18 protein-coding genes are annotated in these 23,396 nt (G+C 31.6%); 5 read left to right on the plus strand and 13 right to left on the minus strand.

Going from position 1 to position 23,396, the window contains the following annotated elements; genetic code table 11:
- Window positions 1-18: 18 nt before the first annotated feature.
- The 8 genes from ACTPNM_RS12730 to ACTPNM_RS12765 form a co-directional block, all read right to left on the minus strand.
- On the minus strand, window positions 19-675 hold the full coding sequence (locus ACTPNM_RS12730) for a hypothetical protein (protein ID WP_440122176.1): 657 nt from the start codon (window positions 673-675) through the stop codon (window positions 19-21).
- Between the two features lie 40 nt (window positions 676-715).
- The gene (locus ACTPNM_RS12735) at window positions 716-1,126 is read right to left on the minus strand and encodes a RidA family protein (protein ID WP_440122177.1); all 411 of its coding nucleotides are present in this window, start codon (window positions 1,124-1,126) and stop codon (window positions 716-718) included.
- A 65-nt stretch (window positions 1,127-1,191) separates the two neighbouring features.
- A complete protein-coding gene (locus ACTPNM_RS12740; protein WP_440122178.1) occupies window positions 1,192-1,710 on the minus strand; it encodes a DUF1697 domain-containing protein in 519 nt (172 codons plus the stop codon).
- 12 nt (window positions 1,711-1,722) lie between these two features.
- A complete protein-coding gene (locus tag ACTPNM_RS12745) occupies window positions 1,723-6,561 on the minus strand; it encodes a DNA repair ATPase (RefSeq protein ID WP_440122179.1) in 4,839 nt (1,612 codons plus the stop codon).
- 81 nt (window positions 6,562-6,642) lie between these two features.
- The gene (locus ACTPNM_RS12750) at window positions 6,643-8,712 is read right to left on the minus strand and encodes a flotillin family protein (protein ID WP_440122180.1); all 2,070 of its coding nucleotides are present in this window, start codon (window positions 8,710-8,712) and stop codon (window positions 6,643-6,645) included.
- Window positions 8,713-8,739: 27 nt separating this feature from the next.
- The gene (locus tag ACTPNM_RS12755; RefSeq protein ID WP_440122181.1) at window positions 8,740-9,450 is read right to left on the minus strand and encodes a hypothetical protein; all 711 of its coding nucleotides are present in this window, start codon (window positions 9,448-9,450) and stop codon (window positions 8,740-8,742) included.
- A gap of 2 nt (window positions 9,451-9,452) precedes the next feature.
- Complete coding sequence (locus tag ACTPNM_RS12760) at window positions 9,453-10,166, minus strand: PspA/IM30 family protein (RefSeq protein WP_440122182.1); 714 nt, start codon at window positions 10,164-10,166, stop codon at window positions 9,453-9,455.
- A 12-nt stretch (window positions 10,167-10,178) separates the two neighbouring features.
- Window positions 10,179-10,574: a molecular chaperone Tir gene (locus ACTPNM_RS12765; RefSeq protein ID WP_440122183.1), complete on the minus strand. Its 396-nt coding sequence runs from the start codon at window positions 10,572-10,574 to the stop codon at window positions 10,179-10,181.
- A 233-nt stretch (window positions 10,575-10,807) separates the two neighbouring features.
- Here ACTPNM_RS12765 and ACTPNM_RS12770 point away from each other — a divergent pair, with 233 nt between their 5' ends.
- Window positions 10,808-11,566, plus strand: coding sequence for a helix-turn-helix domain-containing protein (locus tag ACTPNM_RS12770; protein ID WP_440122184.1), 759 nt, complete (start codon window positions 10,808-10,810; stop codon window positions 11,564-11,566).
- A 1-nt stretch (window position 11,567) separates the two neighbouring features.
- On the opposite strand, the gene ACTPNM_RS12775 is transcribed toward ACTPNM_RS12770, so the two are convergent.
- Genes ACTPNM_RS12775 through kynU form a run of 3 tightly spaced genes read right to left on the minus strand, consistent with a single transcriptional unit; the run spans window position 11,568 to window position 15,417 of the window.
- Window positions 11,568-12,965, minus strand: a complete 1,398-nt coding sequence (locus tag ACTPNM_RS12775; RefSeq protein ID WP_440122185.1) for an FAD-dependent monooxygenase — start codon at window positions 12,963-12,965, stop codon at window positions 11,568-11,570.
- On the minus strand, window positions 12,958-14,157 hold the full coding sequence (locus ACTPNM_RS12780; protein ID WP_440122186.1) for a S41 family peptidase: 1,200 nt from the start codon (window positions 14,155-14,157) through the stop codon (window positions 12,958-12,960). Before ACTPNM_RS12780 ends, ACTPNM_RS12775 begins: the two co-directional genes overlap by 8 nt.
- Complete coding sequence (kynU, locus tag ACTPNM_RS12785; RefSeq protein ID WP_440122188.1) at window positions 14,158-15,417, minus strand: kynureninase; 1,260 nt, start codon at window positions 15,415-15,417, stop codon at window positions 14,158-14,160.
- A gap of 148 nt (window positions 15,418-15,565) precedes the next feature.
- On the opposite strand from kynU, the gene ACTPNM_RS12790 reads away from it, so the two are divergent.
- From ACTPNM_RS12790 to ACTPNM_RS12800, 3 genes are read left to right on the plus strand one after another with little or no spacing between them, the layout of a single operon-like run.
- Complete coding sequence (locus ACTPNM_RS12790) at window positions 15,566-16,342, plus strand: IclR family transcriptional regulator (RefSeq protein WP_440122189.1); 777 nt, start codon at window positions 15,566-15,568, stop codon at window positions 16,340-16,342.
- A gap of 9 nt (window positions 16,343-16,351) precedes the next feature.
- On the plus strand, window positions 16,352-16,918 hold the full coding sequence (locus tag ACTPNM_RS12795) for a Crp/Fnr family transcriptional regulator (protein ID WP_440122191.1): 567 nt from the start codon (window positions 16,352-16,354) through the stop codon (window positions 16,916-16,918).
- A 59-nt stretch (window positions 16,919-16,977) separates the two neighbouring features.
- The gene (locus ACTPNM_RS12800; RefSeq protein ID WP_440122193.1) at window positions 16,978-17,430 is read left to right on the plus strand and encodes a DoxX family protein; all 453 of its coding nucleotides are present in this window, start codon (window positions 16,978-16,980) and stop codon (window positions 17,428-17,430) included.
- Between the two features lie 69 nt (window positions 17,431-17,499).
- Here the strand turns inward: ACTPNM_RS12800 and serA are convergent, their stop codons facing one another.
- Window positions 17,500-19,392 (minus strand): phosphoglycerate dehydrogenase, encoded by a 1,893-nt coding sequence (gene serA, locus ACTPNM_RS12805; protein WP_274640559.1) that lies wholly within the window; start codon window positions 19,390-19,392, stop codon window positions 17,500-17,502.
- A 169-nt stretch (window positions 19,393-19,561) separates the two neighbouring features.
- A complete protein-coding gene (locus ACTPNM_RS12810; RefSeq protein ID WP_440122194.1) occupies window positions 19,562-20,371 on the minus strand; it encodes a hypothetical protein in 810 nt (269 codons plus the stop codon).
- A 131-nt stretch (window positions 20,372-20,502) separates the two neighbouring features.
- Between ACTPNM_RS12810 and gcvP the strand changes: the two genes are divergently transcribed.
- A complete protein-coding gene (gene gcvP, locus ACTPNM_RS12815; RefSeq protein WP_440122196.1) occupies window positions 20,503-23,358 on the plus strand; it encodes an aminomethyl-transferring glycine dehydrogenase in 2,856 nt (951 codons plus the stop codon).
- Window positions 23,359-23,396: the final 38 nt, after the last annotated feature.

The raw sequence follows: 23,396 nt of genomic DNA on the forward strand, positions 1-23,396 counted from the left end.
TATTATAAAAAATCAACTTTAAGGAGTCACAATAATTTTAAAGTGCCCTTCAGTAATTTCGACTTTATCAGATAAATCATTTTCATTGTAAAAGATAGCATTGAATTCTCCTTCTAACAATCTTCCCAATGAATAACTATCATATTGAGTACTACTAGTGATTTTAAAAGAACTCCCTACTTGGTCTCCATTGTAAGTTGTATAACCATAAGTAGAATTTGCACTTGAATAATAATAAAGTCCAACCTTTCCTGCATTCATATCTATATCATTATCATTTATAGCAAAATCATAACTTTTTTCGTCAAATAAACTATTGAATAAATCGCTTTGTTCTCCATCAGAACAAATATGCATTCTATTAAACTCTATATCCATTGTTGGAAGTGTATCATCAAAGCTAGGATAAATACCAGAATTATATGAAAAACCATTATCAGATGAATATACACATGTTGAAGGTTGTGTGTTTGTTGTACCAATTTCATAAGTTACCGTTGATTCATCTATTTTTTGACCATAAATAAATGATTCTCCATTTAACTTACCTGAAAAATACCATGAATATTCTGACTTATTTATTTGATTTGAAACATCTTCTTCATTACTACTGCATGATACTATAAATAAAAAAGCAATTGCGAAAGCGAATACGTTGATTAATTTGTTTTTCATTTTAATTTCTTTGTTTTTAATATTTAATTTGTTTTTCTTTTCATTTTTTCTTGTACGCTACCACTTTAATCTCAATCAATAAATGAGGATGTGGTAATTGATGTACTGCTACGGTAGTTCTGGTTGGTCCGTTATAGTCAAAGTATTCAGCATATACTTTATTATACCCTCCAAAATCATTCATGTTTACCAAGAATGAAGTTACATCTACAATATCAGATAAGTCTGCTCCTACTTCGTTTAAAATATCACGGATATTTTCAATTACCGCTCGGGTTTGTTTCTTAATATCTAAGTTGGTGGTTCCAAATTCATCTACCTCAACACCTTCAAAAGAATTATCAGGTCTTCTTGAGCTAGTTCCCGATACATAAATAAAATCTCCTACTTGTTTTACATGTGGAAACTTCCCTCTTGGTATTGCTTTTCCTTTGATTACTTTACTGTCCATGTTTTATCTTTTTTGCTTCCAAACGCATTTAACGTAAGATTTCTCCCTTTGATCTAAAGCGTTTTTTATGATTTAGCTAGTTCTACTAAATGATTTGTGGTTTTAAAGTTACGAGTAGTTGCCGAAACTTTTAACTTTCTTTCAAAAAAATTGTTCGTCAATTTTGTTTTTCCGTATCCTCCGGCTGCATTCACATAAACCACATCTTTTAAGATTGTGTATTCATCTTCTTTCGCATCTACTTCTATCTCATTTATTTTAGTTTCATTGAATAAGAAGGTAAAATATATTTGTTTTTCTGCTAAATTACTGTAAGGGTTCTTTTTTAGAATTTCTTCAATTTCTTTTACTTCTTTTGCTAGTACAAGAACATCGTAACCATATTTTTCTTTAATTTTTATATGAATATTCTTTTCTACCTCTTTTAATCCTTCATTTGTTTTTAACACAATATTTCCACTTTGAATATAAGTTTTTACATCATTATACCCTAGTTCTTGTAATAGAGTTCTTAATTCTTTCATTGGAATTTTATTTTTTCCTGAAACATTAATTCCTCTCAATAAAATAATAATTGTGTTCATTTTTAACCTGTTTTAGTCTTCTAACCCTTTTCTTAAAACTTCTTTAATTCCTTCTAAATTATCTGAAAAAGACATCATTTGGTTTAATATCTGAGCCATTTCATTTTTACCTCCAAAACCTTTAAGCTTATTATTCTTAATAAATATTTCTTTTATATCGTTCCATCTATTTGCTTCATTCTCTGATATATCTCCTATCAATTCTTTATATTTCAATAAATTTGCCTCTGCAGAAGAAGTTAATGTTTGAGACTCACTTTCATAATGAGACAATACCAATCTTTTTAACTCATTATCATTCATTATTGGTACTACTTTAGCTACTAGCTTATTCATATCACGATATGAACCTTGTAACTTAAAAGAGGGTTCTGTTCTATATTCATCTTCCTTTGCAGCCGACTCAATATATGCTTTATTTACTTTTAAGATGGTATTCCTTATAGTTATTACTTTTTGTAATACCGAAATATAATCTTGTATTTCTTGTTTAGTATGATTTCCTTTTAACTCTCCTTCTTGAGTATTATTTTCAACTCTATCTATTAACGCATAAACATCTTCAAAATACTTACTACTTAATTGATGTAATATAGGATTTGATGTTAATGAATTTTCTATTAAACTAAGCTTAAATAAATGGTCTGTATCTCCTATAATATCTCCCAAATTATAGATATCTGCTCTGTTTGCTAACATATCAGGTATTTGAAACTTATCTCCGCTTTCGGTGTAGGGATTTCCTGCCATAATTACACAAAACTTTTTCCCTCTTAAATCATACGTTTTGGGCTTTCCATTATATACTCCCTCTATTTTTCTTGTTCCATCCGAAAGAGAAATAAACTTCTGTAAAAACTCAGGATTACAATGTTGAATATCGTCTAAATACAACATTACATTATCCCCCATTTCAAATGCTAAATTTAATTTTTTGAGTTCTTCCCTAGACGCTGAATTTGTAGCTGCTTCTGGATCTACAGATGTTACCTCATGACCTATTGCTGGACCATTAATTTTCATAAAGATTAATCCCAACCTATTGGCTAGATACTCCATCAAAGTAGTTTTTCCGTAACCTGGTGGCGATATTAAAAGTAACATCCCCATTCTATCTGTACGTTTATTATTTCCTACTGTTCCTAATTGCTTCGATAAATTATCTCCTATTAGGGGAAAATAAACCTCATCTATTAATTTATTCCTAACAAATGAAGATAATACTCTAGGCTTAAACTCATTTAACTTCAATGTCTCTTTTAAATCTTCAACTAACAGGTGTTTAGCCTCTTTATATGCTAAAAAGTTGGGAACATCTTCTTTTGAAAAAAACTCTAATTTCTCAATAAATTCATGATAGTTAAATTCAAAGTTCCCTTCAATAATAGTATTATGCTCTCCTTTTAACTCTTTAATTGTTTCTTCAGGGTTTATATGCAAAGTAGCATTAGGTTCATGATGAAATAATAATAAAGAAATTACTTCATTTGTGTAATTTTCATTTCCTTCAATGGATGCTATAAATGAGCTTACCCATTGTTTAGTCAACTGAATTTTTGCTTTATAATTCGTAGTCTTTTCTAGGTTACTTTTAAATACATGTAATGCATCTTGCTTTGTTAAGTATTTTATAAAATCTTCTTTTATTCCCAATGCAATAGCGCTAACTACAAATGAATTAGTACTCTTTAATTGATTAAATAAATAACTAGCTATTATTTTTCCTAATTCTTTAGAAAACAATAAAGTTTCTTCTGAAAAAGTAATTATTTCTTCTTGTAACTTCTCTATTAAAAAATCGTATTCTTTACTTTTAGGAAAATATCTTAAAACTTCTCCTGAAGCCTTGATGGAAAAATTATAATAATCTTGACTTTCTTTAATTAATGAATTCCAAAAATACTGAGCAAACGCCCTTATATTTGATTGATACCTTAACAACCCTAATTCGTGATGTTTATGAGTAAGCGTATATAATATTTTACATGCATCAACATCGTGCACTCCTTTTACATACCCTTCTACAAATAAACCGCTACTTTCTTTTTGAACTAAATGCAATAAATCTTGTTCATTATGTTTTAGTAACTCTTCAGTAGCATAAGAAGTAAACAGTTTATACGCTAAATAAGAAGATCTATAAACTAAATTATTTTCAGAAATTAATTCTTGATTCCAATATTTCTCAGATTCCAATATGGTTTTATCCCTAACCTCTTGATAAAAATTTGTTCCGGTTAAGTGATAGTATAACGTCTCTTCTTTATAAACTATTGATAAGTCTAATAGCTGTTTATTAACTCCAAATTTATGTTTTCCTAAGCGAATTATATTTTCTCCATCTTCATATAATTCTTGTTTGTCTTTTAGTTTTCTTAACGCGTCTTCCTTAGCTACCTTAAGTTGCGTTTCAATAGCTTCTGCTTTACCTACTGACTCTAATTCTTTTAATTGACCAACAATATCTCTTAATTTGTTAATCATCAAGTCAGCAGCAAAATACCCATTGATATCCTCTATTGATGGAAAACTTTGAGCCTTTTTTGCGATACTTTTTAAAATCCTTTCAGAAGCAGCATTTAGGGCTTCTATTCTTTTGTTTCTTTTTTCAAGTATCGCATTTTTTCGAGTATCAAAAGCATTATTAACTTCTTCTCTCTTTTCAATAATCAGAGAAATAAACTCTTCAAAATCGGCAAATTTCCCTTCTATTTCTTCTAATTGAATTGCAACCTTTGTTAGAAACTCATCACATTTTTCCGGCGTATTAGCCATATCAATGTAATTTATAATACTTTGATCAATGAGTTTTAACTGAGCTGCAAAATCAGCTTTGGCTTCTTTATTACCTAGAGATTTAATCGTATTTTTAATCCCTGATTTTAATTGATTTAGTGTTGCAAAAATTAAAGATATGCTATCAATAATTTTAGTTGATTGTGAGGTATCTTCAATCTCTAAATTTGTTACTATTTCAATTAAGAGCTCTAAATCTGTTGTTATTTGATCTACTTCATTTTCGAGCTTTTTTGCATCTACTACTTTTTTTATAGATGTTAATTGTTCTTGTTTCTCTTGAACACGGTTATGGTATGGTTTTAAAGCTTGATCATTTAATAAAAACTCTACACATCTTTTTGATATAATAGTACTCTGTTCTTCTATAGAGTTTTCAATTTTTTCTAATACATCAATTGCTATGTAACGAACATCTTTTAAACTAATAACTTGTCCTCTTAATACTCTTAGTTGGTTCAACAATTCAACAAAATCTTCTATAGATTTAAAAGATGTACTTTTGATTTTACTTAAAAGTTCATCTGATTTTTCTTGAATTATTTTACCTTCTTTTACTGCTTGTTGTTTTAGCTGAGTTACTTTCTCAAATTCTTCAATTGCAGCATTTGCAGCATCGTTTATTTCTGCTACAGGTATACTTAATTGCTCTGTTTCAGAGTCATTAATCCAGTAATAACTGCTATTAATATCATTCGACTTCTTAGCAATATCATTGTATAAGCCAGCATAACTATCTTCTTTGTTTAAAAGTGTTATCAGTTCATGGCATTCTGCCATTGCTTTTACAATATCCTTGTTCCCTATCTTATACAACAACGTGTCTTCATGTAAAGAAGGAATCGTATCTGTTTTTACGTAAGGGGTTTGCCAAATTTGAACAACATGGTGTTTTGTTTGTTCATTTTCGGTTTTGAAGTAACACAACTCTCCATCCTCTAAAATCGTAAAACCATTACAAACGATGGGCGTTTTGACCTCTTGTTCAATAATATTGTAAGACATTAATATATAAAGCCCTCTTATGGTTGCATAAAACACATACAAAAAGTCTTCTCCGTTAGGAGAAACTATTTTCTCTTGAAACTTTACATCTTTAGTGTTATTTTCAAAAAGTTTATACTGACCTGTTTGCAAATAATATCCGTCAGGAAAAATAAGTCCTTGATCATCTGGTAATAATACCGCACAATCTTTAATACTATTAACTTTTTGAACTTCTTGTAGTTTGTGATTATAAATAAAGTAACGTGCTTTTTCTTGAAATGGTTTTATTTCAAGAAGAATAAGATTACCTAAATCAGCATAACGAAATTGACCGTCATCTAATGTTTGGTCAACATGTTCAACAGGCTCTTCTAAAATTCCTTTTCCTTCATCGGTGTTATCTTCTATTTTTATAGTAAGATCTCCTCCAATGGTTTCAACAAAAACCTTATCTAGAATAGATATGTGAGAATATGTTCCATAACGGTGCATATCTCTTGTTACTTCTTGCCAGTTGAATTCGTGTTGTTTAGGAAACCTGTACTCGTGTTCGCTTCTATTATCAACATAAACTAACTCATTTTCTTTTATTAACCATTTAAAAGTTTTTATATCAGTTTTATTTTCACTTAACTGAAAAACCATATGAAGGTAATTGTCGATAATTGCAAATTTTGCAAAAATGGTATTTCGATAATATTTATATAAGTTCGTAAAGTCACTTATAAAAGTTTCGTTATGAAGAAAGTCTAGCGATTTAGGTTGAAAACGATTTTCCTTAAACTCATATGCACTAAAAACATCTGATAATTTAATGGATGTTCTTAATCCAAAATGAACATTATATCCAAAGATTGAAGTATTTCCTAAAGAAACAATATCTCTTGCAATACAGTTATTTTCTGTATTGATTCTATCGTTTGCTATGAGCTTTGTTTCAACAGTACCAAATACATTTTTTCTAGCTTCGTTTAATCTTTGTAACCTGTTTAATAGCTCTTTTTTTTGTTTTTGAAGACGACTCTGAATAATTTCATAAGTTCCGCCATCAAGTTGTTGATTATCCATACAAAATTACGAGTTAAAATTAATATTATAACACTTAAACATGTTCCGAGCATTGAATAATCAATGCTCGGAAAAGTGTTTTTAACCCATTTTCTTGTTAGAAATATCTAATCCTTTTGCTAAACTAAAAAGGTTTCCTAAAAGCGTTTGATCATCATCAGATGTTGCTCTGTCTTTTAGAGTCATTAATAAGTTAGCTATTGTTAAGTTTTTAATATCATCAGAAGAAATTCCATATTTTACAGCAAAATCTCTTACACGCTCCATTAAGTTCCCTTTTACATCATCACTACTTAATATAGCATCCTTTACCTCTTGTAAATTACTACTATTTTCAATCATCTTATCTAGTCCTTTAGCCTTAGTTATTTGTCCCATTATTTGCTCAAAGAACATAGTTTCTCCACCAACTATATCAATCTTAGCAGATTTTAATGCTTGTCCAATTACATCTGCTTGAGCATCTGCAATATCTTTTTGTATGTTGATGTGTGCTAAGTCTACTTTTAAGTCTTTTTCTAAGCGTAGTTTAAATTCTTCATGCTCTTTACCTACTCCATCTAACTTTTTCATTGCTGCTGCTTTCTCTTCAATTCCAGCCGCATCTGCTAAGGCTTTTTCTCTTATAACTTCGGCTTCTGCCATTCCTTCTTTCCTCAACGCTTCTGCTTTTGCTTCAACTCCAACAGCCTCTGCTTTTGCTTTCTTCTCTATAATAAGAGCCTCCATAGTACCATATCGTTCACTAGCATCAGCTTTAGCATGCATTACTTGTGCTTCTGACATTCCTAAAGTAGCTTCTTCTTTTGCTTTTGCATCTGCTAATGTCTTACGTGCATCTGCTTCTTTTTCACTAGCTTCTTTATGCGCTTGTGCTTCAATATTAATTTCTTCAGCTTTTTGTTTTGCTGCTTCTTTTTGTGCCTCTGCCTCTTTAATTGTTTTGATTAAATCTTCTTGAGCTTTTGCTTCTGCTAATGTAATTGTAACTTGTTTCTCTCTTTCTGCAGTTTTAAATGCCTGAATATCTTTCATATTCTCTTGCTCTTCAACAACTCCTTTTTCTAAAGTAACACGATCACGAATAACATCTTGTATGTTTTTCTTTTCTACTTCAACTACTTTTTCTTTTTCTATTTGAGCTAATGTAACTATTCTTTCACGCTCAGTAGCCTCTAACATTCTGTCTTTCTCTACTCTTTCAGTTTCAACTACATCTGTACGTAATTTATTCTTAGCTGCTACAATAACTTGTCGTTGTTTATTTTCTTCAGCAACTTGTACTTTTTCCTCTGTTGCTATTCTTGCAGATTCTGATTTTAATAGCTCTTCTTGATTAACTTTTAAGATTTCTGCTTCTTCTCTAGCTTTAACATTTGCTATTTCACGTTTCTGTTGTTCTTCCTTTTCTGCTAATTGTTTATCTAATTCTAAAATAGCTTCACGTGCTTCTACATCTTGCTTTCGAATAGTTTTCTCTTCGTCTCTTTTAATCAAGTTTGCTTTGATATTCTGCGCAGCTGTTAATTCAGTAATTTTCTTAATCCCTTCAGCATCTAAAATATTATCTGCTTTTAAATAAGATACAGATGTTTGTTCCAAATAATCAATTGCACAATCTTCAAGTGTGTATCCATTTAAATCTGTTCCAATTATATCTACAATTTCATCTCTAAACTCTCTTCGAGCCTCATATAACTCAGTAAACTCAAACTTCTTACCTACAGTTTTTAATGCTTCAGAAAATTTTGCTTCAAATAAATCTTCTAGTGTTGAAATATCTGATGCTCTATCGCAACCTATAGTTTGTGCTACTTTCTTGATGAATTCTACCTCATTATTAACCCTTACAAAGAAGGCTACTTTAATATCTGCTCGCATATTATCCTTACAAAGCAATCCATCATTACCTAAACGTTCTATTTGGATTTTCTTCACAGATATATCCATAATTTCTACCCTGTGAAACACAGGTATAACATACATTCCTTTATCTGTAGCCACTTTGGTTCCTCCAAAACCTGTACGTATTAAAGCTTCTCCTTGTGGTACCTTTTTGTAGAACATTGCTATTATAGCAAAGTATAGAATAATAAGGAATAGAATTAAGCCTACTCCTACTCCAATAACCTGTAATAAACTGTTTGTCATAGTTCTTTTTTTAAAAAATTTTTGTTTTTAATTAATATATGATTGTGCGTAATAAAAAGACTTATCTTGACTCTGTTTTATAATCAAGATTTGCTCTCTATATTGTATTGGACTTCCATCTAACGATTTAATATTTATCGATAAATGAGTCCCTTCAGCTTTTACTTCAGCTGAACCTAATTTTTTTTCTTTGATATTAGATAAAGAAACACCTACTCTACCTACTATTTCTATCGGCAAGTCTCCATGCTGATTTAAGTTCTTAAAAAAACTTTTAAAAGGTGTTGTGAATATTTTATTAATGAATAGTGACGGTAAAAAACCTATTAACATTAGCACAAATCCAAAGCTATTATTTATACTACCCGTTAAAACTGTAGAAAATGCTGTACAAATCCACCAAATAAAAATCCAACAAGTAAATGTGAACATAAAAGGCAAACCAACAAAATTGAAATAAATAAGAAATATTTGCCACCATTTTAGTGGTTTTCTTTTCTTCCCTAATACATCTTCTTTATTTACTTCTGCATTTGAAACATCATGAAAATCTGCATTTCCTCCTTCAATACCTGAATCTGTGTCTATATCGAAATCTGCATCAATATCTACGTCTACATCTAAATCGAAATCTATTCCAGAAATCATGGTTACTATCCAATATAGTAATAGTATAATTACTAATATTGTTAGCGGTAAATTTACTGATGAAAATATAATATCGGTAAAAGTGTTCAATTCTATGCGTCTTTATCGTTTAACCCTAACTTTTCTTTCAATTTTAACAAGCTTTCCTCTGCTGTAGTTTCAGTAACATCAGCTGCCTCAGACAACTCTTGATCTATTGATTTAGAAGATTTCGCTATTTCTCCATAAGCTTCAGCCAGAGCCTCTTCTTGTTGTACTTTTTCTTTCATACGTTCTAACATAGAAACAGTACTCGCACTGTCAATATCAGCCATTTGTTTATTCAAGTTCTTTGTAGCTTTAGAAACTTTAACTCTAGCTTTTAATGTTTTCAGCTCATTTTCCCATTTACTAATATTCTGTTTAATTTCCTGAATATTAAGTTCTAATTTACTTACAGAATCGCTGAATTGAGTTTCTTCTTTTTTTACCATTGATATTTTATGGTTTGTTTCTTCTTTCTTCATCAAAGCCTCTTTTGCTAAACGATCTGCTTCTGATGCCTCTATATCACCATTTTGTACTTTCTTCAAAATTAATATTGCTTTTTGCTCATAATCTTGACTTTTGAAAGTTAATTCTTCTCTATCGTTTTTAGCTCTAATAGCTAATGCTTTTACTTGTGCAAGCGATTCTAAACTTTTTTCAAGATTTAATTTTAAATCTCTAATCCCCTGCTCTGTCATTTTAATAGGATCTTCCATTTTATCTATCGCAGAATTTGCTTCTGATTGCCCTATTTTAAAAAGTCTTTTAAAAAAATTCATATCTATTTTTTTTTAATATTTTGAAAAATTAATAATGTGATCTGAGTATTCACTCAATAGTAAGCTAAGTGAGTTTAAGCTAGCTTCAAACTCGTTAGCATCTAAGTTTTCCAACTGAAGTGTATCTCTAAAAATAACACGCTCCCCACTTTCATCCAAGACAAAAGCACCATGAATAATATCTCTATTCTTCTGCAACAGACTCTTAAAAACCTCTTGATTTGGCTGTTTAATTTTAAAAATATATTGCTCAAAAATGATTATTGGATTTGCAACACCTATAATTAAGTTTTTAATCCCTTCGTTTTCTTTTTCGACAACAAAAATACCTTCCTCTTGATTTTCTTTTACAATATTGAAATTTAACTCCAGTAAAAATCCTTTTACTTTACTAAAATGTACATTCATTCTTAAGTAGTTTGATTAGTTTGTATAGCATTCTTTTTAAGCGATAATATTACAAAAAGTTTCTAAAACCAAAGACACTCAGTATAATATTATTAGTAACATAAATTTTTAATTTTAAACACTCTCTACTAATTTTTAAACTAAAAAAATTAGCAAAAACAAAAATAATTAGCTAATATTGTTTGCTCAAATATACGAAAATAAAATTATTTAGCAAATAAAATTAGCAAAATATGTCATTCTTTGGTAAAAACATAAGAAAAATCAGAAGCGTTAAACGCCTAAGCCAACAAGCTTTTGCTGAACTCTTCAACCTCAAAAGAGCTACACTAGGCGCCTATGAAGAAGGTAGAAGCGAACCTAAAATTGACACTATCATAAAGATTGCTAATTATTTTAGCATACCTATAGACAACTTACTAACTTCTGAGCTTACTGTTAATAATTTACTTCAATTTAAAGAGAGTCTAACTCTAGAAACTGAAAAACTACCTAAAGAAACTACCTCCAAAATCCCTTGTATTACCGAAAAAGCAATCACACAATACCTAGAACACCATAACAATACTTCTTTTATTAATGATTTACCTATAATCCAACTCCCAATTAGCTCTCAAAAAAAACTTAGAGCTTACACTATTTCAAATTTAGAAATGGCTAATCATGACAATGGACTGTACCCTAATGACATAGTAATAGGTGAACTTACACCAAACAACAATATAAAGAACTTAAAAAACGGAGCACTTACCCTTACTCTTGTCAAAAATGAATTGATTTTACGTAGACTATACGTCAATGACGATTCTGTAATACTCCGTGCAAATCATAAAAACATCCCTGATAAAACATTTTCTATTGAAGACATTAAAGAGTTATGGAAAATACAATACGTTTTTTTTAACAGAGTTCCTGATTTTAATACCTCCATCGAAAACAAACTCTCTTTTTTAGAACAAGAATTCTTTAAATTAAAAAGAGAATTAGAATAACCTACCTAAACCCTGCGATTTTATCTTCTTCTAAAATTTCGTTGGTTTCTTCTTGCACCTTTTTTAATACCTCATTTAAATCGCTAATTGCATCCAAATCATGATGTGCTACCATATTTAACAAAGCTTTGTCTTGAGCGCGTCCTTTTTTCATTGCTTCTGCATACGGTATCTCTTCATTAAAAGTTACCATAGAGTATTTTGAAAAATATTCGGTTGGGAATGTTTTTTCTAAATCCATCTCCAACTTTCTCTTTTGCTTAAATAAAGGATTCGCTACATGATCGCGCATTTCGTAAAAGTTATCAATCGCCAAATCGGCAATAGCATCGGTATCTTCTTTACGTGCTTTTTCATAGGCTTTAAAAGTAGCTTCCCAATCTCCTTCGTGCGCATCTAAAATTGTATCAAATACAGTTACATCTTCAAAAGAAGCATTCATTCCTTGTCCATAAAACGGAACAATCGCATGAGCTGCATCTCCCATTAACAAGGTTTTATTTTGATAATGCCATGGTGAACATTTTACCGTTCCCAAAGCTCCTGTTGGATTGTTTAAAAACTCGTCTTTAATACTCGGTATTAATGCCAACGCATCTGAAAATTCTTTTTCAAAGAACTCGGTTATTTTTTCTTCAGTAGTTAAGTTATTGAAATTGTATTCTCCTTCATCATAACTTAAAAACAAGGTTACGGTAAAACTTCCATCCAAGTTAGGTAAAGCAATTAACATATACTCTCCACGAGGCCAAATATGCAAATGATCTTTACTTATTTGATGATTACCTAATTTATCAGCAGGAATTTCTAATTCTTTATATCCGTGCGTAAGGAAGTTTTGTGAATAGCTAAACAAGAATTTTCTTTCTAAATAGTAGCTTTTTCTCAATGCTGATCCTGCTCCGTCCGTTCCAAAAATTACATCACCATCTACTGAAAACTCTTCTTTAGTATTGTAATCTTTAAAATGTGCTACAGTATTTTCAATATATACCGAGGTACACTCTGTATTAAAATAAATATTTACATTTTCGTGCTTCTCTGCTTCCGTTAGTAAAATTCCGTTTAAATCACCTCTTGAAATAGAGTTAATATACTCTCCTTCTCTACCGGAATAATTAGAGGCAAAGGTATTTCCTTCTCTATCGTGCATTAAGCGCCCATACATTGGAATACAAATTTCACGTGCTTTTTCTTCCACACCACATAAACGCAAGGCTTTAAAACCGCGATCAGATAATGCTAAGTTGATGGAACGTCCTGCTGAAATATCAGTAACTCGTAAATCTGGACGACTTTCATACATTGCTACTTTATATCCTCTTTGTGCTAAACGAAGTGCCAATAAACTTCCGCATAAACCAGCACCTATAATTACTATGTTGTCTTTTTTACTCATTTATTATTTGAATCGCTTTTTTATATGTTTCTTCACTTGTTTTAGTGTGAATTTCAGGAATAAATTGTTCTCTTGGTGCACCGTTTACATGATACAGTTTTTCTACAGAAAAACATAAATTGATCTTGGTATTAGGTAATGTTTCACATTGAATAGCTCCTAATAATTTTGCCATCTCTGTTCCTACTACTTTTGCTGACTTTATGTTATCAAAACCTTGAGCAATCGCTTCACCTACGCTTCCTGTCCATCTTCCTACTAACACAAAAACTGGTTTTTCATATGGATTTTCTAAAGGAGTTAACAATTCTATCCAGCTTCTTTTTATCCCAAACTCTCTTTCTAAACCAACTCTTTCATGCATTTGGTATGGAATTGTTTTGGTGATAAACTTTCCCATAATACTTTTAGCTACCTCTGTATTACCTCCACTTGGCGTACTTCTTAAATCAACAATAATTGCTTTTGTATCTTTAAACTCATCTACTTTTTTTGGAAAAGCTTTAATTACATCATTATTTCCTAAAGAATTATTAAGCTTAATATAACCAATATTTCCTTCTATAATTTTTGAACTTAAAATTCCTACTCCCTTTTCTGAAGCAGTAGGTTTATTAAGGCTATACTCCTTTTTTTCTCCATTTTCAAGTACCAGAATCACTCTCTCTTCATTATGCTTTCCTGCAAACCATAGGTTTGCAAAAAATTCTTTTACATCATCCTTTGGATTTTTAAAAGATTTTGGCAGTACTTTCTCTACTAAATCTTCAATTTTATGATTATTAATACGAAGTAGTTCAGCACCAACTTTTAATCCTGTTTCTTCAATTTCAAAACCTGGTCTGATATCTACTATATAATATTTACCATCTTTTATTTTTATCCAAGCATCAGTAGATGTAGGTATCAACCTAAAAGATGATTTTAAATTTCGATTGATGCCTGTATGAGGATCATATAGTTCATATGTTATGTTTTCTACAAGTCTTATAAACTGTGAATCATCCGAAATTTTTTCTACTTCTTTTTGATAAATCTCTTTTACCTCAGCCCAATTTGTTTGTTTTTGATCAAAGTAAGCATAGTAACTATCAAACATATCCCATAAATAATCAAAATCTTTTTGATACTTATTTTGTGCAACACTATTAAAGCTAAGTAGTACTAAAAAAACTATAAGCAGATTCTTCATTTACAATAAGGTTTTTAAAGTTTCTACCATTCTATATACATCTTCAAAACTGTTATACATAGGCACCGGTGCACAACGAATTACATCCGGTTCTCTCCAATCTGTAATAATATTATTCTCGGTTAGTTTTTTGTGTAAACTTTTATCAGCATTCTTTACTTGAATAGATAATTGACAGCCTCTTTCTTTTGGATTTGAAGGCGTGATAATTTTAATGCTGGCCGTATCAATTTGATTGATTAAATACTCGAAATAACCGGTTAGTTTTTCCGATTTGGCTCTAAGCGCTTCCATTCCTACTTCTTCAAACATGTCTAACGAAGCTCTAATTGCTGCCATGGATAAAATTGGTGGATTAGACAACTGCCACCCTTCTGCTCCTGGCATTACATCAAATGGTTGACGCATATTAAAACGAGTTTCTTTGTTGTGATTCCACCATCCTGCAAAACGTGGTAAATCTTTGTTGTGCGCATGTTTTTCATGTACAAACAACCCTGCTAAACTTCCAGGACCTGAATTCAAATATTTATAAGTACACCAAGCAGCGAAATCCACTCCACTTTCGTGTAATTCTGGAGATATATTTCCAGCACCATGTGCTAAATCGATACCTACTATACAATTCTTAGCATGTCCTATTTCAGCAATACGCTTGATATCTAAATATTGACCTGTGTAATAATTTACACCTCCAATTAATAACAAAGCGATTTCATCTCCTTGTTCGTCAACTATTTTTTCTAAATCCTCAATACGTAATAACTCTTCTCCTTCACGAGGCTTCCATTCTATTAATCCATCTTCAGCATCAGATCCGTGGAATTTTAACTGCGATTGTACTGCATATCTATCCGAAGGAAAAGCATCACTTTCTATAACAATTTTATATTTTGTTTTAGTTGGTTGATAAAACGACACCATTAACAAATGCAAATTGGTTGTTAGGGTATTCATCACCACAACTTCTAGTGGTTTTGCTCCTACAATTTTTGCCATCGAATTTGTTAAAAATTCGTGATATGGCATCCATGGATTTCTAGCTTCAAAATGCCCTTCTACCCCATATTTTGCCCAATCGTCTAATTCTTGTTGAATGTATTGCTGCGTTTGTTTAGGCTGTAATCCTAGAGAGTTTCCTGTAAAATACAACCAGTCATTTCCTTCTTTGTCTTTTGGAATATGAAATTGTGCTCTTAAATGAGCTAATTTATCTTCTTTATCTAACTGCTGTGCGTAATCAAGTGTTGGTTTATACATACTTATTTATATTTCTAAAAACCATTTTAAAAACACTAAAGATACTTTATTTTAATCTCAAAATAAAACCAAAAGCGTTTCACATAATAAAACGGTGTTTTATAAATCTACACATTTTTATTATATTAGTCAAAATATTTTTCAAAGAATGAATACTGATTCTAAAAATTTAAATCAATCCATCATCAAAGCTTTTTCTGTTTTGGATGCTTTTACCGATGACAAAAAAGAATGGGGTGTTAGAGAGTTAGCCGCTAAAACTGGCTATAACAAAAGCACTGTATACCGATTACTAAGCACTTTAGTTTCACTAAACGCTGTACAGCAAAACGACAACGAAAAATATCAATTGGGTAGTAAGCTATTTGAATTAGGGAATCGTGTTTCTATATACAAATCACTTAGAAATTTAACCAATACACCAATACAAAAGGTTGCCTTAGAAATTCAAGAAACTGTTTTATTAGGTATTTTAAAAGAGCAGCAAGTTTTTCATATCAATAAAGCGGACAGTTTACAAGGACTCAAAATAAGTACCTCAATAGGTTCTTACGCTCCTATTAATGGAAGTGCTATTGGAAAATTACTTCTGGCTTTTGCTTCACCAGAAACACAAGAAGACTTTCTAGATTCGGTTACACTAAAATCTTTTACCAAAAACACCATTATCTCTACTTCAAAATTTAGAGAAGAATTACTACTAATTCAACAACAAAAATTTGCATTAGACATAGAAGAATCAGAACTAGGCTTGGTATGTATTGCCATTCCTATCTACAACAATAAAGGAAAAGTAATTGCAGGTATTAGTGCCTCTGGACCTTCAAGTAGATTTAAAATGGAAAATGTTTCTAGTTATATTCAAATTTTACAAAAAGGAGCCAATACCATAGAACAGAGTTTAAGTGATTTTGATAGTTTATAAAATTGACTCATGAAACAAATAACAACTCTTTTACAATCTTTTGCTAACATTTCTGACAAAGATTCAGCCTATTTTACTTCAAAACTAAAAAAAATTGAGCTTCAAAAAAAGGAAATACTCTTAACCAAAGGAACCACAGAAAACTATCTATCTTTTGTTGAAGAAGGTACTTTGAGATTGTTTATTCCTAAAATTGAAAATGATGTAACATTTGGTTTTGTATTTAAAAACAGCTTCGTTAGTGCTTATGATTCTTTTTTAACTCAGACCCCTTCTGAATATAGTATTGAAACTTTAACTCCTACTATTTTATGGAGGTTGTCTTTTAATGATTTAGAAGATATTTATCAAAACACTGCTATCGGTAATGAAATTGGGAGAAAAAATGCAGAAAGTTTATTCTTACTAAAGTCTAAAAGAGAGCTTTCTCTGTTAAACAACACCCCTGAAGAAAGATACCTTAACCTTTTTCATGAAAGACCTGAACTAATCAAACAAATTCCATTAAAATACATAGCTTCTTATATAGGTGTTACACCACAAGCATTGAGTAGAATTAGAAAACGAATTTATTAACCCAAGTTCATTGACTCCTTTTGAAAGTTTCATCAATTTTGAATAAAACTTTTTATCCAATGAAACCTTTATTTGTTTTACTATTTGTATTCTTAATTTCCATAGGAGTCCAAAAATTACTATTGAAAAATATAAACTACTCTCTTTCTGGTAGAATTGCTATGTGCGCAATGCTCTTATTTACAGCTTTAGGACATTTTTTATTTACTGAAGGTATGAGCAAAATGATTCCAGATTTCATTCCTTCAAAGCCAATAGTTACAATACTAACTGGTGTTTTAGAAATTGTAATGGCTATAGGTTTACTATTTCCTAACTACCAAAAAACTACAGGTTGGATTCTTATTGTATTCTTATTACTTATGCTTCCTGCCAACATAAAGGCTAGTTTAGAAAACTTGAATTACCAAACGGGAACTTATGATGGAAAAGGACTTTCTTATTTATGGTTTAGAATTCCATTACAACTCTTTTTTATCGCTTGGGTTTACTTTTTTACTTTAAAAAAGTAATCACAAACAAAAACAAGGTCTACATTTTACTGTAGACCTTGAATAGTATAAATTACTTAGAATACGTTTTTAATACAATACTCTAAATTTAATTGTTCCTTCAACTTTTTTAAGTTTAGTAATCACTTCTTGATTGTATTCTTTATCCACATCGGTAATTACATATCCAACCTTCTCATCTGTAGACAAATACTGCCCAGTAATATTCAATTCATATTTTGCTAATACCTTATTAATCTTTGCCATTACTCCAGGTACGTTTTTATGAATGTGTAAAAATCGGTGTGCGTTTTTATGCTTAGGTAAACGAATATTGGGGAAGTTAACCGCATCTACAGTATTTCCTGAATTGATGTACGCCATAATTTTATTCGGAACAAAATCAGCTATATCTCTTTGAGCTTCTTCTGTGCTCCCTCCTACATGCGGAGTTAAAATCACATTATCCAACCCTTTTAATTCAGTGTAAAACTCACCATTTTTTCTTGGCTCTTCTGGATATACATCTACCGCTGCTCCAGCTAATTTACCAGATTTCAATGCATCCACTAACGCTTCAATATCAACCACAAATCCACGAGAAAGATTTACCAAATGAGCACCATCTTTCATTTCAGCTAACTCCTCCTTACCTATGTAGTTTTTATTTGCTGAATTATCATCAACATGTAATGTAACTACATCTGAAATGTTCAACAACTCTTTTAATGTATCTATTTTAGTTGCATTTCCTAAAGACAACTTATCTTCTACATCATAATAATACACATCCATTCCTAGAGCCTCAGCTAAAACAGATAGTTGCTTACCAATGTTTCCGTAACCAACAATCCCTAGTTTTTTACCACGAACCTCTCTTGAACCTTGTGCTGTTTTATTCCACTGACCGTTATGAATTTCTGTACTTCTTTGAAATACACTACGCATTAACATAATAATTTCACCAATAGCTAATTCAACTACCGAACGTGTATTACTATAAGGAGCATTAAAAACTACTACTCCATTCTCTTTACATGCATCTAAGTCAATTTGCTTTGTTCCAATACAAAAAGCAGAAACCACCATTAGCTTTTCGGCAGCTTCAATAACTTTACGAGTTACTTGTGTTTTAGAACGAATTCCTAACACATGAACATCTTTTAATTTTTCAATCAATTCATCTTCCGATAAACTTCTTGAAACAGTTTCTACAGAAAAACCATCACCTGTTAACTTTGTAAAAGCATCAGGGTGTACATTTTCTAGTAATAATATTTTAATTCTGTTCTTTGGGTATGATAGGTTTCTAGGCAACTTGTTAACGTATAAAAATTCATCTAAATTTGGTGTAATATGGTCGGCATTTGCGATAGTTTTATCTCTCGACACATTTTCTGTATAAGCAAAAAAAGTATCAGCAACGCCTGCTTCTTTAGTAACGGCATCACTATAACCATCTCCAATTACTTGTACTTCACCTTCTAAATTTAAGGATTTTAAACAATCTATCTTTCCATTATGCTTAGATAATGGGTTTTGAGTATCAAACCCTACAATAACTCCATCTGTATCAAATTCAAAAGTATTTGCAAACACCCTTTCAGACGGAATGTTATACTCAGCTACGATAGGGTCTATAAATTCTTTAAACCCTGCTGAAATCACATAAATATCATCAGAAAAGCTTTCAAAAAACTCTTTATTTCTTTCTATAGAAGGAGATACTTTCTGCTTTAATTCCTCTATCAATAAAGGTAAATCAGATTTTTTAGCACTTAATAACCGAATACGTTTTTCTAAGGATTCCGTAAAGGACATTTCTCCATCAATTCCTTGATTGGTAATGCGGGTTACTTCTTGAATAACCTCTTCTTTTTTCGGACTTCCATTTAAGGTGATTTCGGCCAAAACATCTAATGCTTCCACACTGGTAAGTGTGCTATCGAAATCGAAAACGAAATTTCGTTTTACTAAATTCATGTTACTTAATTTGTGTTTTTGTTGTTGTGTTGTTAAGCCAACGAATGTACAAAGGTTTTCTTAAAAACACATATTACAAAACCCTTAAGTTTCAGTTTTTAACTATAAAAAATATGCTACTTACAAGCTATTACTTTTTAAGTTCTAATACTTCTAAAAAACTTCAGTTTTAAACTAACAAAAATAACCACCAAAAAATCGGTATGCCTTCAACCCAAAAAGAGCTATAGTATTTAGACTGATTTGTTTTTGTTCTCATCAACAGAAATAGTAGTACAGTAAACAATACTAAAAAAACAGTTCGGAAATGAGTATTCGGGCTAATCATAAACTCCAACACCAAACATAATCCAAGCAAAACAACCCCAAACTTCTTAGTGTACTCTATACCTATCTTTTTAGGGATTGTTTGCAAAGAAATAGCATCATATTGCACATCTCTTATATCAAATGGAAGGATTAATACTACCACCAATAAAAAACGTTGTATTGCAGATAGGTACACCTCGGTTGTAAAAGGAGTTTCACTGGCATATATAGGTAACAACACCGTAGTTGCAGCCCATACTAAAGCCACTACTACTATTTTTAAATAACCAATACTTCGTAAGTTTTTTTGGAATCCACTTAAAAAAGGTACTGCATATAAAAAAGTTAAAACTCCTAGAGGCACAAAAAACAATAATGTTCTTAGAGGTAATAACCATGCATAATAGCACATTAACAAGAAGCAAATCAATGAAAATATTTGAATGATTTGCAGGTTTTTAGTCAAACTTCGGTGATGGAGTTTCGCAACTCCTGCATATTTAACAAAATTATACCCAGTAATTGTGGCAAAAAACACAAAAAAACTCAGTGACTCATCGTATAAAAAACCAAAATATAATTCTGTAATTCTAAACAAAGAAAACACCGCTAAGGCTACATGGATACTAGAATTTATATAAAAATCGAGTGCTTTTTTAAAAAGGTTCATCTAACAAAAATAACTTTTATGTTTATAACCAGCTGTTTTGGTTAATAAAATATTGTTTTTAACAAAAAAATATGTAGTATCAAATCAACCAATTTCACTATTTTTGAGGCACGAAAAACAACAACACAATAATGAACACAAATTCATTTCAACTTAGGCATATAGGTCCTCGTGTTAAAGATCAGGATCAAATGCTTCAAACAATTGGCATTGAGAGTTTAGACCAATTGATTTATGAAACTATTCCCGACGATATTCGTTTACAAAAAGAGCTTGATTTAGCTCCTGCCATGAGCGAATATGAATACCTAAATCACATCAATGAATTAGGTGCTAAAAACAAAGTTTTTAAAAGTTATATAGGTTTAGGATACCACGAAGCTATTTTACCTAGTGTTATCCAACGTAATATTTTAGAAAACCCAGGATGGTATACTGCTTATACTCCTTACCAAGCTGAAATAGCACAAGGACGTTTAGAAGCCTTGTTAAATTATCAAACTATGATTTGTGATTTAACAGGAATGGAGTTAGCGAATGCTTCGTTATTAGACGAAAGTACTGCTGCTGCTGAAGCTATGGCTTTATTATTTGATGTTCGTGAAAGAACACAAAAGAAAGCTAACGTAAACAAGTTCTTTGTTTCAGAAGAAATTTTACCACAAACCTTATCGGTATTACAAACACGTGCTATTCCTATTGGAATTGAATTAGTTGTTGGTAACCACCAAGAGTTTAACTTCTCTGAAGAATTCTTTGGAGCTATTGTACAATATCCTGGTAAGCACGGACAAGTATATGATTATACCGATTTCGTTGCTAGCTGTAATGCCAATAACATTAAAGTAGCTGTAGCTGCTGATATTTTATCGTTAGTAAAATTAAAAGCTCCTGCTGAATTTGGTGCTGATGTTGTTGTAGGTACTACGCAACGTTTTGGTATTCCTTTAGGATACGGAGGACCTCACGCTGGATATTTTGCTACTAAAGAAGCTTACAAGCGTAGTATTCCTGGTCGTATTATTGGAGTTACAAAAGATGTTGACGGTGGTCGTGCTTTACGTATGGCATTACAAACACGTGAACAACACATTAAACGTGAAAAAGCAACTTCAAACATTTGTACTGCACAGGTATTATTAGCTGTTATGGCGGGTATGTATGCTGTATACCACGGTAAAGATGGTTTACAATACATTGCAGATCGTGTACACACAAGCACTGTAACCTTAGCAAAAGCTTTAACAGATTTAGGTTTCAAACAAAAAAACAGCGCTTATTTCGATACTATTTTAGTTGAAGTTGAAGCAGACAAGTTACGTCCAGTAGCAGAAGCTAACGGAATCAACTTTAACTACATCGATGCAGAGCATGTTTCAATCTCTGTAAACGAAACTGTTGGTTTAAAAGAAATCAACGAAATTGTTGACTGTTTCGAACAAGCTTTCAATATCAAAGATATTTTAGTTACTGAATTTACTTCAGCTGACGTAATTCCTGCAGATGTAAAAAGAGCAACTTCTTTCTTAGATAACGACATATTCAATACGTATCAATCAGAAACTGACATGATGCGTTATATCAAAAAATTAGAACGTAAAGATTTAGCATTAAATCACTCAATGATTTCTTTAGGGTCTTGTACCATGAAATTAAATGCTGCTTCTGAAATGTTACCGTTGAGTAATCCTCAATGGGGAAATATCCACCCATTTGTACCTTTAAACCAAGCGGAAGGATACCAAATAATGTTAGATAACCTTGAAAACCAATTAAACGTTATTACTGGTTTTGCAGGTACTTCTTTACAACCTAACTCTGGTGCACAAGGTGAATTTGCTGGATTAATGACTATTAGAGCATATCACGAAGCAAATGGAGACACCAATAGAAACATCTGTTTAATTCCTGCATCTGCTCACGGAACTAACCCTGCATCAGCTGTTATGGCGGGTATGAAAGTAGTAGTTACCAAAACGGATGAAAGAGGAAACATCGATGTAGAAGATTTACGTGCAAAAGCTGAAAAACACGCTGATAATTTAGCTGCTTTAATGGTAACTTACCCATCTACTCACGGAGTATTTGAAAAGGCTATTAAAGAGATTACTCAAATTATTCACGATAATGGCGGACAAGTATATATGGACGGAGCAAACATGAACGCACAGGTAGGATTAACAAATCCTGCAACTATCGGTGCCGATGTTTGTCACCTAAACTTACACAAAACATTTGCGATTCCTCACGGTGGTGGTGGACCAGGTGTTGGACCAATTTGTGTAGCTCCTCAATTAGTTCCGTATTTACCTACCAACCCTGTAATAGCAACTGGTGGTGACAATGCCATTACTGCTATCTCAGCAGCTCCTTGGGGTTCTGCATTGGTATGTTTAATTTCTTACGGATACATTACTATGTTAGGTGCCGACGGGTTAACAAACTCTACTAAGAACGCAATTTTAAACGCAAACTATATTAAAGAGCGTTTAAAAGGACACTTTAGCACTTTATATACAGGAGAAATGAACCGTGCAGCACACGAAATGATTTTAGATTGTCGTGAGTTTAAACAAAACGGAATTGAAGTTACTGACATTGCAAAGCGTTTAATGGACTACGGATTCCACGCGCCTACCGTATCTTTCCCTGTAGCGGGTACAATTATGGTAGAGCCAACCGAATCGGAAGGTGTCGCTGAATTAGACCGTTTTTGTGATGCGTTAATCTCTATTAGAAAAGAGATTGCCGAAGCGAGTAAGGAAAATCCTAACAACCCGCTTAAAAATGCACCACATACGCAAGAAATGTTAACTGCTGATGAATGGGATTTACCATACTCTCGTAAACAAGCAGCATTTCCTTTAGAGTATATTGCAGACAATAAGTTTTGGCCTTCAGTACGTCGTGTAGACGATGCTTTTGGTGACCGTAACTTAATTTGTTCTTGTAATCCTATTGAAGATTATATGGAAGCGGAAGCTTAATAAGTATAACACCTATAAAAAAAGACCTCGAAATTTCG

Source organism: Tenacibaculum sp. Ill, assembly GCF_051938915.1.
Lineage (GTDB): Bacteria > Bacteroidota > Bacteroidia > Flavobacteriales > Flavobacteriaceae > Polaribacter > Polaribacter larymnensis.

Excerpts from the sequence above, each read along its gene's own strand:
- ACTPNM_RS12730 (WP_440122176.1), bottom strand. The coding sequence starts at position 675 with ATGAAAAACAAATTAATCAACGTATTCGCTTTCGCAATTGCTTTTTTA.
- ACTPNM_RS12735 (WP_440122177.1), bottom strand. The coding sequence starts at position 1,126 with ATGGACAGTAAAGTAATCAAAGGAAAAGCAATACCAAGAGGGAAGTTT.
- ACTPNM_RS12740 (WP_440122178.1), bottom strand. The coding sequence starts at position 1,710 with ATGAACACAATTATTATTTTATTGAGAGGAATTAATGTTTCAGGAAAA.
- ACTPNM_RS12745 (WP_440122179.1), bottom strand. The coding sequence starts at position 6,561 with ATGGATAATCAACAACTTGATGGCGGAACTTATGAAATTATTCAGAGT.
- ACTPNM_RS12750 (WP_440122180.1), bottom strand. The coding sequence starts at position 8,712 with ATGACAAACAGTTTATTACAGGTTATTGGAGTAGGAGTAGGCTTAATT.
- ACTPNM_RS12760 (WP_440122182.1), bottom strand. The coding sequence starts at position 10,166 with ATGAATTTTTTTAAAAGACTTTTTAAAATAGGGCAATCAGAAGCAAAT.
- ACTPNM_RS12765 (WP_440122183.1), bottom strand. The coding sequence starts at position 10,574 with ATGAATGTACATTTTAGTAAAGTAAAAGGATTTTTACTGGAGTTAAAT.
- ACTPNM_RS12770 (WP_440122184.1), top strand. The coding sequence starts at position 10,808 with ATGTCATTCTTTGGTAAAAACATAAGAAAAATCAGAAGCGTTAAACGC.
- ACTPNM_RS12775 (WP_440122185.1), bottom strand. The coding sequence starts at position 12,965 with ATGAGTAAAAAAGACAACATAGTAATTATAGGTGCTGGTTTATGCGGA.
- ACTPNM_RS12780 (WP_440122186.1), bottom strand. The coding sequence starts at position 14,157 with ATGAAGAATCTGCTTATAGTTTTTTTAGTACTACTTAGCTTTAATAGT.
- kynU (WP_440122188.1), bottom strand. The coding sequence starts at position 15,417 with ATGTATAAACCAACACTTGATTACGCACAGCAGTTAGATAAAGAAGAT.
- ACTPNM_RS12790 (WP_440122189.1), top strand. The coding sequence starts at position 15,566 with ATGAATACTGATTCTAAAAATTTAAATCAATCCATCATCAAAGCTTTT.
- ACTPNM_RS12795 (WP_440122191.1), top strand. The coding sequence starts at position 16,352 with ATGAAACAAATAACAACTCTTTTACAATCTTTTGCTAACATTTCTGAC.
- ACTPNM_RS12800 (WP_440122193.1), top strand. The coding sequence starts at position 16,978 with ATGAAACCTTTATTTGTTTTACTATTTGTATTCTTAATTTCCATAGGA.
- serA (WP_274640559.1), bottom strand. The coding sequence starts at position 19,392 with ATGAATTTAGTAAAACGAAATTTCGTTTTCGATTTCGATAGCACACTT.
- ACTPNM_RS12810 (WP_440122194.1), bottom strand. The coding sequence starts at position 20,371 with ATGAACCTTTTTAAAAAAGCACTCGATTTTTATATAAATTCTAGTATC.
- gcvP (WP_440122196.1), top strand. The coding sequence starts at position 20,503 with ATGAACACAAATTCATTTCAACTTAGGCATATAGGTCCTCGTGTTAAA.